This is a genomic window from Kitasatospora phosalacinea (genome assembly GCF_000717185.1).
Lineage (GTDB): Bacteria > Actinomycetota > Actinomycetes > Streptomycetales > Streptomycetaceae > Kitasatospora > Kitasatospora phosalacinea_A.
On sequence record NZ_JNYE01000106.1, the window covers coordinates 1 to 12,473 of the forward strand.

General features: G+C 76.7%; 10 protein-coding genes. 7 read left to right on the forward strand and 3 right to left on the reverse strand.

Going from position 1 to position 12,473, the window contains the following annotated elements; genetic code table 11:
* Both OO57_RS40005 and OO57_RS44305 read right to left on the reverse strand, forming a co-directional pair.
* On the reverse strand, positions 1-2,167 hold a 2,167-nt coding region (locus OO57_RS40005), incomplete at its 3' end, for a glycosyltransferase family 2 protein (protein WP_158715301.1).
* Between the two features lie 10 nt (positions 2,168-2,177).
* On the reverse strand, positions 2,178-2,786 hold the full coding sequence (locus OO57_RS44305) for a hypothetical protein (RefSeq protein ID WP_158715302.1): 609 nt from the start codon (positions 2,784-2,786) through the stop codon (positions 2,178-2,180).
* A gap of 253 nt (positions 2,787-3,039) precedes the next feature.
* On the opposite strand from OO57_RS44305, the gene OO57_RS40010 reads away from it, so the two are divergent.
* The gene (locus tag OO57_RS40010) at positions 3,040-4,008 is read left to right on the forward strand and encodes an FkbM family methyltransferase (protein ID WP_081974107.1); all 969 of its coding nucleotides are present in this window, start codon (positions 3,040-3,042) and stop codon (positions 4,006-4,008) included.
* Between the two features lie 104 nt (positions 4,009-4,112).
* Here OO57_RS40010 and OO57_RS32040 read toward each other — a convergent pair whose 3' ends face one another.
* A complete protein-coding gene (locus OO57_RS32040) occupies positions 4,113-5,135 on the reverse strand; it encodes a universal stress protein (protein WP_033256254.1) in 1,023 nt (340 codons plus the stop codon).
* A gap of 423 nt (positions 5,136-5,558) precedes the next feature.
* Here OO57_RS32040 and OO57_RS32045 point away from each other — a divergent pair, with 423 nt between their 5' ends.
* The 6 genes from OO57_RS32045 to OO57_RS32070 all read left to right on the forward strand — a co-directional run bounded on the left by OO57_RS32045 (position 5,559) and on the right by OO57_RS32070 (position 12,466).
* Positions 5,559-6,668 (forward strand): ABC transporter substrate-binding protein, encoded by a 1,110-nt coding sequence (locus OO57_RS32045; protein ID WP_033256255.1) that lies wholly within the window; start codon positions 5,559-5,561, stop codon positions 6,666-6,668.
* A gap of 82 nt (positions 6,669-6,750) precedes the next feature.
* On the forward strand, positions 6,751-8,325 hold the full coding sequence (locus tag OO57_RS32050; RefSeq protein WP_051778521.1) for a sugar ABC transporter ATP-binding protein: 1,575 nt from the start codon (positions 6,751-6,753) through the stop codon (positions 8,323-8,325).
* Positions 8,322-9,287: an ABC transporter permease gene (locus OO57_RS32055; protein ID WP_051778522.1), complete on the forward strand. Its 966-nt coding sequence runs from the start codon at positions 8,322-8,324 to the stop codon at positions 9,285-9,287. The genes OO57_RS32050 and OO57_RS32055 overlap by 4 nt, the downstream gene beginning before the upstream one ends.
* Positions 9,284-10,276, forward strand: coding sequence for an ABC transporter permease (locus tag OO57_RS32060; protein WP_106974163.1), 993 nt, complete (start codon positions 9,284-9,286; stop codon positions 10,274-10,276). The genes OO57_RS32055 and OO57_RS32060 overlap by 4 nt, the downstream gene beginning before the upstream one ends.
* A 64-nt stretch (positions 10,277-10,340) precedes the next feature.
* On the forward strand, positions 10,341-11,375 hold the full coding sequence (locus OO57_RS32065) for a LacI family DNA-binding transcriptional regulator (protein WP_033256256.1): 1,035 nt from the start codon (positions 10,341-10,343) through the stop codon (positions 11,373-11,375).
* 32 nt (positions 11,376-11,407) lie between these two features.
* Positions 11,408-12,466: an aldose epimerase family protein gene (locus tag OO57_RS32070; protein ID WP_033256257.1), complete on the forward strand. Its 1,059-nt coding sequence runs from the start codon at positions 11,408-11,410 to the stop codon at positions 12,464-12,466.
* Positions 12,467-12,473 lie beyond the last annotated feature (7 nt).

Here is a 12,473-nt window from a genome sequence, read left to right on the forward strand (position 1 = left end):
GGACGGGGCGGGGATCGGTGAGGGCGGGGGCGGGGGCGGTGCGGGGGGTGAGGTGGAGGCGGGCGCCGAGGCGGAGGGCTTCGGTGAGCATCCGGAGGGCGGTGGAGGGGCGGACGGTGCTGCCGGTGCGGGGGCGGACGGCGACCGGGACCTCGGCGATCCGGCGGTGGCCGTGGCGGTGCAGCAGGGCGAGCAGTTCCAGGTCGAAGACGAAGCCGTCCTCGCGGCACAGCGGCAGCACCCCGGCCAGGGCCTCGCGGCGGAACACCTTCAGCCCGGTCTGGGTGTCGCGCACCGGCAGCCGGAACAGCACCCGGGCCAGCAGCCGGAACGCCCCCGAGCACAGCCGCCGGACGCGCCCGTGCTGGAGGTGCTTGACCCCGACGGCGGCGTCCGCGCCCGCGCGGCGGGCGGTGTCGAGCAGGCCGGGCAGCAGTTCGGCGGGCAGGTCGCCGTCGGCGTCGATGAACGCGATCCAGCGCCCCCGGCACTGCCGGAACCCGGTGCGCAGCGCGGCGCCCTTGCCCCGGTTGGCGGCGTGCCCGAGCAGTCGCAGGCGGCGGTGGCCGAGCCGGGCGACCCGGCGGCGGCTGCCGTCGGTGCACCCGTCGTCGACCGCGAGCACCTCGTAGCTGGCGCCGTGCCGGTCCAGCACCCGCAGCAGCCCGGTCAGGTGCCGGGCCACGGCCGGGCCCGGGTTGTAGTACGGGACGACCACGCTGATCTCCACCCGGGCGGCCCGGTCGAGCTCGTGCTCGACCCGGGCGGCGGGCAGCGCCCCGCGGCTCTCCGGACCCGGACCCGGACCAGGACCCGGACCAGGACCCGGTCCCGTCCGCAGGTCGCTGCCGGGCAGGGCGCAGGCCACGGCCGTCAGGACGGCCAGTGCGTGCGCGGCGGCGATGCCCTGCGCGGTGGCCGGGAAGAGCGCCACCAGCGGCGGGAACGCGGCCGCCCCCGCCCAACCGCCGAGCGGGGCGCCGCCGTGCGCGGCCCGGTAGTGCAGCAGCACGGTCAGCACCAGCAGCGCGGTCGCGTCGATGCCCAGCAGCAGGCCCAGCCCCGGGCCGACGGCGAAACCCGGGCCGAACACCAGCGGCAGCACCGTGCTGCCGCCCGCCGCCAGCACCAGTGCCACGCCCGCCCCCGCCAGCACGGCGGCGCCCAGCGCGCCGGTCAGCGCCCGGGCCGCGGTGCGGCGGTCCGCCGAGGCCAGCCGACCGAGCAGCAGCAGCACGATCAGGTTGGCGCACGCCAGCGAGGCCTTGGCCAGCTGTGCGCCCGCGCCGTACCCGCCCGCCGACTCGGCGCTCAGCCAGTGCCGGGCGCACAGCAGGTCGGCCCCCGTCAGCACCCACAGCCCGGCGAACCCGGTCACCGCCCGCACCAGCACCCGGGGCCGCACCCGCAGCACCGGGGCGCCCGCCGACCGGGCGGGCAGCCGCCGGGCCAGCAGCAGCGCGGTCACGCACTCGCCGAACAGCGTCGCCGCCAGCACGGCCGTCACCCCCGCGCCGCAGCGCAGCGCGACCAGCGACGCCCCGACCCGCACCGACGCCCCGCCCAGCAGCGGCCAGGACGCGGCCAGCGGCCCCCGGCTCCCGAGCGCGTGCGCCCACAGCACCGCGACCGCCGTGCTCGGCACCAGCACCGCCAGCGTCAGCAGCACCGGCAGCGGCCCGGAAAGCCGCAGCAGGTGCGCCAGCGGAACGGCGGCGGGCGCGGTCACCAGGACGGCCAGCGCGGCGTACCGCAGGGCCCGGCGCAGCAGCGGACGGGGGTCGGGAGGAGTCGGCGCGAGGTCAAGTGCCCGAGTGGAAAACCGAGTTGACGGGACGTCTGCAAAACCGGCAGTGGCGTCTTCGGCCGTGGCGCGCAGGACGGCGGCGGCGACGACGGTCTGGACGGCGGCCAGGGCGACGCCGACCGCGGCGAGCAGGCCGAGGAGGGCCGCCAGCGCGCCGTAGCGGTCGGGGCCGAGCAGGTGCCCGGCGGCGGTGTGCAGGCCGAGGTCGGCCAGGCCGCGCAGCGCGAGCAGGACGCCGGCCAGGGCGGCGGCCGGGCCGACGGGCAGACCGGGGCCGGTGGCCCGGGGCTCCGCAGCGGAGTCCCGGGCCACCGGCCCGTCGGCGGTCACCGCGTGGGCGGATGCCGGAGGTTGGGTCATCGCCGCCCGTTCAGCCGCGCGACCTGCGGTACATCCGCCGGCCGGTCAGTGCCGCACCGGCGACCAGCGCCAGCCCGGCCGCCGCGACGCCCGCGGCCTCGCCGCCGCTCCAGCCGACCGAGGCGGTGGCGGCGCCACCGGTGTCGGCCAGGTGGCGGCCGCCCTTGCCGTCGTGCCCCTTGCCGCCGTGGCCCTCGCCGCTGACCTCCACGGTCAGGCTGTCGACCCGGGTGCCGCCGCGGGCGTCCGGACCGGTGGCCCGCACCGTGTAGGTGCCGGGGGACGTCCCGGCCGGGACGGTGAACGTCGCGGTGAAGGTGCCGGAGCCGTCGGCGGTGGCCTTGCCGAGCGGGGCGCCGCCCGGTTCCACGGTCAGCACGACCGTGGCGCCGGGCTGGTAGCCGCCGCCGGAGACGGTGACGCTGCTGCCCGGGACGAGGCCGGTGGTCCGGCCGGAGGCGCTCAGGGTGCCGGTTTCGACCGGGTAGCTGCCGACGGCGGGTGCCAGGGCGTCGAAGGCCGGCGCGGCCGCTGCGGCGGGTGCGGCCAGCGCGGCGCCGGAGACGAACAGCAGGGCGGCCGCGCCGCAGCGCAGCACGCCCCTGGGGGGACTGGTCATGGAAGCTCCTGACGGGAAGGGGGTCGGACCCGGGTGCGTTCGCCCGGGCTGCCCGCACAGCCATTGACCGTCAACGGTTCGCTGACGCTCCGTCAGCACGCGATTCACCCGGAGGGCCCGGCGGCCGCTGCGCTGCCCGGGTGGTCCGCACGGTCCGTCCGGGGTGGCCGTCCGCCCGGACGGGCCCGATCGGCGATACCTGGTCGCCACGACGGCAGGACGCCGGCAGCGGCGCCGAGGAGAGGGCGGAGCGATGGCAGGAGAGTTGCGCAGGTGGGCGGCGGACGCCGTGGTGCGGGCGGGCCGGCGGTGCTTCAAGGGCACCGCGGTGGGCCGGCTGCCACTGACCGGGACGGTGGTGCGCTGGTGCGTGCAGGCGGGCCACGGCGACGGCGAGGTGCTGGCCGCCTTCCGCGGCACCGAGCTGGCGGTGCCCACGGCCAGCGCCTCGATCGCGGCGGGCCTGCTCGGCGGCTTCTACGAGGAACGCGAACTCGACGCGTTCGAGCAACTGTGCGCCCGCAGCCGCACCGTCGTCGACGTCGGCGCGAACCTCGGCGCGTACGCCTGCCTGGCCGCCCGGGCGATGCCCGCCGACGGCCTGCTGGTCTGCTACGAACCCGCCCCCGACAACCTGGCCCGGCTGGAGGCCAACCTGCGCCGCAACCCCGGGCGCCCCGGCCTCACCGTCCGGGTGGAACCCCACGCGGTCGGCCCGTGCGAGGGCCGCACCACCCTGCAACTGGCCGCGGACATCGGCCTGCACCGGGTCGGCACCGGCGGGGGAGCGGGGACGGAGGTGCGCCAGGTCGCGCTGGACGCCCGGCTGCCCGCGCTGTTCGCCGAGCACGGCGGGCCGCGCCCGGTCGACGTGCTGAAGATCGACGTCGAGGGCTACGACGTGCACGCCCTGCGCGGCGCGCAGCGCCTGCTGGTCCGCGACCGGCCGGTGCTGTTCGCCGAGTTCTGCCCGCCGCAGCTGGCCCGGTGCGGGGCCGGCGCCGAGGAGTTCGCCCACCTGCTGGCCGAGGCGTACGAGGAGGTGCACGTGGTGGACACCGCCCGGCGCACCGTCACCGCCTGCGCCCCGTCCGCGCTGCTCGCTCCCGCGTACCGCTCCCGGCTGGTCAACGTGGTCGCCGCGGGCCGGGACGAGGACCGCGAACTGCTCGCCCGCTGGGCCGGGCCGAAGGCCCGTGGGCGGGGGCAGCTGGTGCGCTGAGCCCGGCGGTCGGGCATGGGTCCGCCCTCCCGGGGCTGCGGTGGCTCTTCCGGGAGGGCGGAGCAGGAAGGGGAGGGCGGAGCGGGAAGGGGCGGGCGGGGCGGTCAGTCGTGCGGGACGAGCACCACCGGGGCGGTGCTGTGCTGGACGGCGGCGTGGACGACCGTGCCGAGGCGGGAGCCGAACAGGTGCGGGTGGCGGCCCAGCACCAGCAGGTCCGCGTGCTCGGCCGCGGAGACCAGCGCGCCCGTGGCGCCGCCGAGGCGCGCCTCCACCTGCAGTTCGACGTCCGGATGGGCGGCCCGGACGGGGGCCAGGAGCTGGTCCAGGTCGGCTTCGAGCCGCTCGCCGTGGTGGTCGGCGTCCGGGTCCGGCGGCAGCCAGCCGGGCGCGGCCGCCAGCAGCGGCACCATCTCCCAGCCGTGCACCGCCCGCACCCGGCCGCCCGACCGGGCCGCCTCGGCGAGCGCGAACTCGACGGCGGGAAGCGAGGATTCGCCCGCCAGCCCGACCACGATCTCCGGCCGTTCCGGCGCGCTGCCGGGCGGGACAGCGGGTGCGGCGGCGGGTGCGGCGGCGGGGACGGTGACGGGCGGGGCGCCCGCGGTGGCGGCTGCCACCGCGAGTTCGCCGTCCGGGGCGGCGGCGAGCGCGGCGTCCCGGTCGGCGGGGTGCTCCCGGACGAGGGCGACCGGGCAGGCGGCGCGGGCGGCGACGGAGAGGGCCACCGAGTTGCCCAGCAGGTCGGCGACGGCGCCCGGGGCCCGGGAGCCGAGGACGGCCAGGTCGTAGGCGGCGGCCGCCGCGACCAGCAGGTCGGCCGGGTCGCCCGCGGCCGCCTGGGTGGTCACCGTCAGGTCGGGGTGGGCGGCGAGGACGTCCGCGGCGAGCGCCTCCAGGTCCTCGTGCTCGGCCTGCTGGGCCGGATCGGCGCCCGGCCCCTCCGGGTCCGCGGTGCCCAGCCAGGGCCAGACCCGGAGCAGGGTGAGCTCCGCGCCGCGTCGTTCGGCCTCCGCGGCCGCCCAGCGCGCGGCGGCCCGGGCCTGTGGGGAGCCGTCGTAGCCGCTCACGATCTTCTGCGTCATGGTCACGTCGGTTGCGTCGGTCACGTCGGTCACGTCGGTCACGTCCCCTTCTCGCACCGGACGGCGCCCTGCCGCCCGTCGCGTCGACCGGCTACCCCGGGGAGCGGCGGGCATGCCGGGCACGGTGCGGCCGGGTGCGGCCGGGTGCGGCAGGGCGTGGTCGGGCGCACCGGTGTCCATGTCAGGAAGCCGGTTTCACAACGTTGGAAATCTGGCCGTGCAGGCATCACAGCAGGGCACCCCCGTGTTGTCCAGACCTCCCGCCGGGATCGGGGCGTGGCCCTCGGAGTGGCCGCATATCAGCGCAGGTGTAAGCGAGTTGACGTTAATTCAGGGCGGGGAGGAAGTGCGGGGAGTCGGTGCGCAAGTGCTTGACACTGTCTCGACAGATGGCCCATTGTCCCTCTGCAACGTTGGAAACCGGCGGGCAGCCGGTCCCTCGCAGTCAAGGATGTGATCGGGCGTATGAATCCCACCCCGCGCGCCAAGTCCGTCGTCGCCGCGCTGCTCCTGGCCGGGCTGTGCGCCTCGGCGGCCGCCTGCACCAACCAGGGCGACGGCGGCTCGTCCAGGCGCACCGCGGCCGCCCCCGACAACAGCGCGGCCGCCCAGCAGGTGGTCTCGCCCGCGGCGCCGCCCGCCAGGCCGGGCTGCACCGCGGACGCCTACGGGGCGCCGAAGCTGGACCTGGCCGGCGGCAAGGCGGTGGTCGGGTTCTCGCAGTCGGAGTCGACCGGCAACCCGTTCCGGGCCGCGGAGACCGCCAGCATCGAGGCGGAGGCCCAGCGGCTGGGCGTGAAACTGATCGAGCGCAACGCGAACGCCGACGTCAACGCCCAGAACGCCCAGATCCAGGACATGATCGCGCAGGGCGCCCAGGTGCTGATCGTGGCCCCGGAGAACTCCGACGGCCTCGGTCCGGCGCTGGCCGCGGCGAAGGCGAAGAAGATCCCGGTGCTGACCATCGACCGCAGCGTCGGCGGCACCGCCTGCAGCGACTTCGTCGCGTTCATCGGCTCTGACTTCTACGGCCAGGCCGGGATCGCCGCCGACGACCTGGCGGGCGCCACCGGCGGGCGGGCGCACGTGGCGGTCCTGCAGGGCACCCCGGGCAACAACGTGTCGGCGGACCGGACGAAGGGCTTCACCGACCGGCTCGCCGCCAAGTACCCGGACATGCAGGTGGTGGCCTCGCAGACGGCGAACTTCGACCAGACCGAGGGCCAGAAGGTGATGGAGCAGCTGCTCCAGGCCCACCCCGACATCACCGCCGTGTACGCCGAGAACGACGGCATGGCGCTCGGCGCGATCCAGGCCATGCGCTCGGCCGGGAAGACGCCCGGCAAGGACATCAAGATCGTCTCCATCGACGGCATCGAGCAGGCCGTGCAGGGCGTGGTCGCCGGGCAGCTGGTCGCCGACATCGAGACCAACCCGCGGTTCGGCCCGCTCGCCTTCCAGTCGCTGAAGGACTTCTACGGGACGGCCGGGGTCCAGCCCAAGGTGATCATCAAGGACGGCCACTTCACCGCGGACAACGCCCGGCAGGCCCTCGACCAGGGCCTGGTGTACTGACCGGCCCCGCCGCCGGGGGCCGCCCGCCCGCGGCCCCCGGCCCCCACCCGTCCGAGCAGAGGAAGAGCAGGAGGAGGAACCCATGGCCCAGGCGGAACGGCCCGGCGGGCCGGCCGGGAGGCCCGCGCCCGTGCTGGTGGCGACCGGGATCGACAAGGGCTTCGCGGGCGTGCACGCCCTGCGGGGCGTCGGGCTGACGCTCCGGCCGGGGCGGGTGCACGCCTTGGTCGGCGAGAACGGGGCGGGCAAGTCGACGCTGATCAAGGTGCTCACCGGCGTCCACCGACCCGACGCCGGGAAGCTCGAACTCGGCGGCAGCGAAAGGGAGTTCCGCACCCCGCTGGAGGCGCAGCGGGCCGGGATCGCCAGCATCCACCAGGAGGTCAACCTCGTCCCGATGATGTCGGTGGCCCGCAACCTGCACCTCGGCCGCGAACCGCGCCGCCGCGGCCTGCTCGACCTGCGCCGGATGAACCGGGAGGCCGCCGAGGTGCTGCGGCGCTACGGCGTGGACGCCGACGTCACCCGGCCGCTGCGCGAACTCGGCCTCGGCGCCCAGCAGATGGTCGCGCTGGCCCGCGCCGCGGGGGTGGACGCCGAGGTCGTCGTGATGGACGAGCCCACCTCCTCGCTGGAGCCCCACGAGGTCGACACCCTGTTCGCCGTCGTCCGCGACCTCACCGCGCGCGGCACCGCCGTCGTGTACGTCAGCCACCGGATGGACGAGCTCTACGCCCTCTGCCAGGACGTCACCGTGCTGCGCGACGGCCGGGGCGTGCACACCGGCCCGCTCGCCGACCTGCCCCGCCGCGAACTGGTCGGGCTGATGCTCGGCCGCACCCTCGTCGCGGCCCGCGAACGCCCCGCCCGGCACACCCCCGACGCCGACGCCCCGCCCGCCCTGCGGGCCCGCGGCCTCACCGTCCGCCACCGCGTCCACGGCGTCGGCTTCGACGTCCACCGCGGCGAGGTCCTCGGCCTCGGCGGCCTGCTCGGCTCCGGCCGCAGCGAGACCGCCAAGGCCGTGGTCGGCGCGCTCGGCGCCGACGCCGGACGGGTCGAGGTCGACGGCCGGGAACTCACCCGGCGCAGCCCCGCCGCCGCGATCCGGGCCGGGGTGGTGCTGCTGCCCGAGGACCGCAAGGCCGAGGGGCTGCTGCCCGGCCGCTCCGTCCGGGAGAACATCGTGCTGGCCGCGCTGCCCCGGCTCTCCCGCGCCGGGATCGTCTCCCGCGCCCGGCAGGACGAGGTCGTGGAGCGGTTCGTCGCCCGGCTGCGGATCAAGGCCGCGAGCCCCGAGCAGAAGGTCGCCGACCTCTCCGGCGGCAACCAGCAGAAGGTCCTGCTGGCCCGCTGGCTCTGCCTCGCCCCCAAGGTCCTGCTGCTGGACGAGCCCACCCGCGGCATCGACGTCGGCGCCCGCGCCGAGGTCCAGGCCCTGATCGACGAACTCGCCGCCGACGGCCTCGGCGTCCTGCTGGTCTCCTCCGACGCGGAGGAGCTGATCGCCGGGTCCGACCGCGTCCTGGTCCTCAAGGACGGCACCCCCGTCGACGAACTCACCGGCGAGCGCGTCCACGCCGACGCCCTGCTCGCCGCCCTGGCCCACGAGACCCGGCCCCCGGCCGGCGACGGGACGAACGGGGCGCAGCGGTGAGCGCCCTCGCCCCGGCGGGGGCCCTGCGCGGTGCGGCGCCCGTGCTGCGGGTGCTGCGGCAGTACGGGGTGTACGCGGCGCTGGCGGTGCTGTTCCTGGCGGCGGTGGTGCTGGACGCCGGGTTCCTGTCGGCCGGGAACGTGCGGATCCAGCTGTTCCAGGTCGCCCCGACGCTGCTGGTCGCGCTCGGGATGGCGCTGGTGATCGGCACCGAGGGCATCGACCTGTCGGTGGGCGCGGTGATCGCCCTGGCCGCCGCGGTGATCCCGCTGTACATCGGCTGGGGGCTGCCGGTGGCGCTGCTGGTGGCGGCCGGGCTCGGCGCGCTGAGCGGGCTGGCGGGCGGGGCGATGGTCGCGTTCGCCCGGGTGCAGCCGATCGTGGCGACGCTCGCCCTGATGATCGGGCTGCGCGGCGTCGCCTCGCTGCTCAACGGGGCGTCCGCGAAACCGGTCACCGACGGCACGCTGCTGGCCCTCGGCGCGGACGCCTTCGCGGGCGTCCCGCTGACCGCCTGGCTGGCGGCCGCCTGCGTCGCGCTGACCGCGGTGCTGGTGCACCGCACCACGTTCGGGCGGCAGTTGGTCGCGGTCGGCGACAACCGGCGGGCGGCCCGGCTGGCGGGGCTGCCGGTGCGGCGGGTGCTGCTGACGGTGTACCTGCTGTCGGGGGTGCTGGCCGCGCTGGCCGGTGCGCTGATCGTCGGGCACGGCGCCGAGGCCGACCCGGCCAACCAGGGCCGCAACATCGAACTGGACGCGATCACCGCCGTCGTGGTCGGCGGCACCCCGCTGGCCGGGGGCAGCGTCCGGGTACTGGGCACCGTCGCGGGCGCGCTGTTCATGCAGCTGACCACCGCCGTGCTCACCCAGCACGACGTGCCCGGCTCACTCACCAAGATCGTCGAGGCGGCCGTCATCTGCGTCGCCGTCTACGCCTCCCAGGAGCGTGGTACCCGATGAGCCCCACCGTCCTCACCGCGGACCGCCGGAGCGCGGAGAGCCCCGCCGAGCGGCTGGCCGCCCGCATCCAGCGGCACGGCGCGCTGACCGTGCTGGCCCTGCTGGTGCTGCTGGCCTCGGCGTTCTCGCCCGGCTTCGCGAGCACCGACAACCTGGGCGCGATCCTCGGCAACAACGCCTTCGTCTGGCTGCTCGCCCTCGGCCTGACCTTCGTCGTCCTCACCGGCGGCATCGACCTGTCGGTCGGCTCGATGTACGCGCTCGGCGGCGTGCTGGCCGCCTGGGCGGCGGAGCGGTACGGCACCTGGGCCGCGCTGCTGCTGCCGCTCGCGGTCGGCGCCGCCTGGGGCTGCGTGCACGGACTGCTGGTCGCCCGGGCCCGCACGGCCCCGTTCATCGTCACCCTGGCCGGGCTGCTCGGCGCCCGCGGCCTGCTCCAACTGGTCACCGACGAGGGCGCGACCACCCACCTGGTACCGCCCGGCTCGGCGTTCCGCGCGCTCGGCGAGGGCACCTGGACGCCGGTGCTGGTCTCCGCCGCGCTGTTCGGCCTCGGCGCGCTGCTGCTCACCCGCACCCGGTTCGGCGCCACCACCACCGCGATCGGCGGCAACGAGCACGCCGCCACCCTGATGGGCCTGCCCGTGGCCCGCACCAAGACGCTCGTCTACGTGCTGTCCGCGACGCTCGCCTGCGCCGCGGGCGCGCTCGGCGCCGCCCGGCTCGGCTCCGGCGTCACCACCGTCGGCGTCGGCTACGAACTCACCGCCATCGCCTCGGTGGTGATCGGCGGCACCCTGCTCACCGGCGGCAGCGGCTCGGTCGGCGGCACCGTCGCGGGCGTCCTGCTGCTGTCGGTGGTCCACAACCTGATCGACCGCTCCGCCTCCCAGTACGGCTCCGCCGTCACCGACACCGTCAACGGCGCCTTCCTCGCCGCCGTGGTGCTCGCCCAGGCGCTGCTCGACCGGGGACGCCGGGACGAGTGAGCGCCACCCGGCCCCCGCGCCGCGCGCCGATCCGACCGGAACCGAACGAGAGGGACCAGGGCCCATGGGCGTGAGCCTCAAGGACGTCGCGCTGCGGGCCGGAGTGTCCGCCAAGACCGTCTCCAACGTGGTCAACGACTACCCGCACGTGCGCCCCGGCACCCGCGACCGCGTCCGGCGCGCCATCGACGAGCTCGGCTACCGCCCCAACGCCACCGCCCGGCACCTGCGCACCGGACGCAGCGGCATCATCGCGCTCGCCGTCCCCGAACTCGGCAACCCCTACTTCGCCGACCTCGCCACCGCCGTCATCGACGCCGCCGCCCACCACGCCCACACCGTGCTGCTCGACCACACCGCCGGACTGCGCGCCAACGAGACCCTGGTCTCCCAGGGCTTCCGCTCCCACCTCATCGACGGACTCATCCTCAGCCCCATCCACCTGGAACGGGAGGACCTGCTGCACCGCCCCGACCGGCCGCCGCTGGTCCTGCTCGGCGAACGCGAGTACGACGCCCCGTTCGACCACATCGCCATCGACAACGTCGCCGCCGCCCGGCTCGCCGTCCGCCACCTGCTCGGCCTCGGCCGCCACCGGATCGCCTTCGTCGGCGCCCGCCGCGACAGCCGCCGCCAACCCGCCCACCTGCGGCTGCGCGGCTGGCGCGAGGAGCTCCTGGCCGCCGGGCGCACCCCCCGCGAGGACCTGGTGATCGCCACCGACGGCTACGACCGCCTCGACGGCGCCGTCGCGATGACCCGGCTGCTCGACCTGCCCGAACCCCCCGACGCCGTCTTCGCCTACAACGACCTGGTCGCCCTCGGCGCGCTGCGCGTCCTCGCCGAACGCGGCGTCAAGGTGCCCGACCAGGTCGCCGTGGTCGGCTTCGACGACATCGAGGACGGCCGCTACGGCGCCGTCACCCTCACCACCATCGCCCCGGACAAGAGCGCCATCGCCCGCCTCGCCGTCGACTGCCTGATCGCCCGGATCGAGGCCGCCCCCGACCGCACCCCGCCCCCGCCCCGCCGCATCCTGCCCGGCCACACCCTGGTCGTCCGCGAGTCCACCGCCGGACGCGCCGCGCACCGCGCCTGACCACCCGCCGACCCCCGACGAAGGAGACCGCGTTGCCGCTCCCGACCGTGACCCGCAGGCCCTTCGGCACCCTGCCCGACGGCACCCCCGTCGCCCGCTGGACGCTCGACTCCGGCACCGGCGTCCGCGCCGAGGTGCTGGAACGCGGCGGGATCCTGCACCGCCTGCACGTCCCCGACCCCGACGGCCGCCCCGCCGACGTCGTCCTCGGCCACGAGACCCTGGACGGCTACGCCGCCGACACCGCCTACCTCGGCGCCCTGGTCGGCCGCTACGCCAACCGCATCGCCCGCGGCCGCTTCGACCTCGACGGCCGCACCCACCGCGTCCCCGCCACCGACCGCGGCCACGCCCTGCACGGCGGACCCGACGGCTTCCACCGCCGCCAGTGGCGCGCCACCGCCCGGGCCGCCCCCGACCGCGCCGAACTCCGCCTCGACCTGCACAGCCCCGACGGCGACATGGGCTTCCCCGGCGCCCTGCACGTCACCGCCCGCTACACCCTCGACCGCCACGGCACCCTGCGGCTGGACTGGACCGCCCGCACCGACCGGCCCACCCCCGTCAACCTCACCCAGCACGCCTACTTCAACCTCGCCGGACCGGGCGGCACCGTCCTCGACCACCGCCTCGCCGTCGACGCCGACGCCTACCTGCCCGTCGACGCCGACGCCATCCCGCTCGGCGCCCCCGCCCCCACCGCGGGCACCCCCTTCGACCTGCGCACCCCGCACCCGCTCCGCGAACGCCTCGCCCACCCCCACCCGCAACTGCGCCGGGCCGGCGGCTACGACCACTGCTTCGTGCTCACCGCCCCGCCCGCCCCCGGCGCGCTGCGCCGCGCCGCCCGGCTGCACGGGCCGGACGGCCGCCGCCGGATGGAGGTCTGGACCACCGAACCGGGCCTGCAGGTCTACACCGGCAACGCCCTCGACGGCGACCCGCACCCCCGGCACGGCGGCCTGTGCCTGGAGACCCAGCACTTCCCCGACTCGCCCAACCGCCCCGACTACCCCGACACCGTGCTGCGCCCCGGCACCACCCGGCGCAGCACCACCGAGTACCGCTTCCCGCAGCCGGACCGGCCGTGACCGGCCC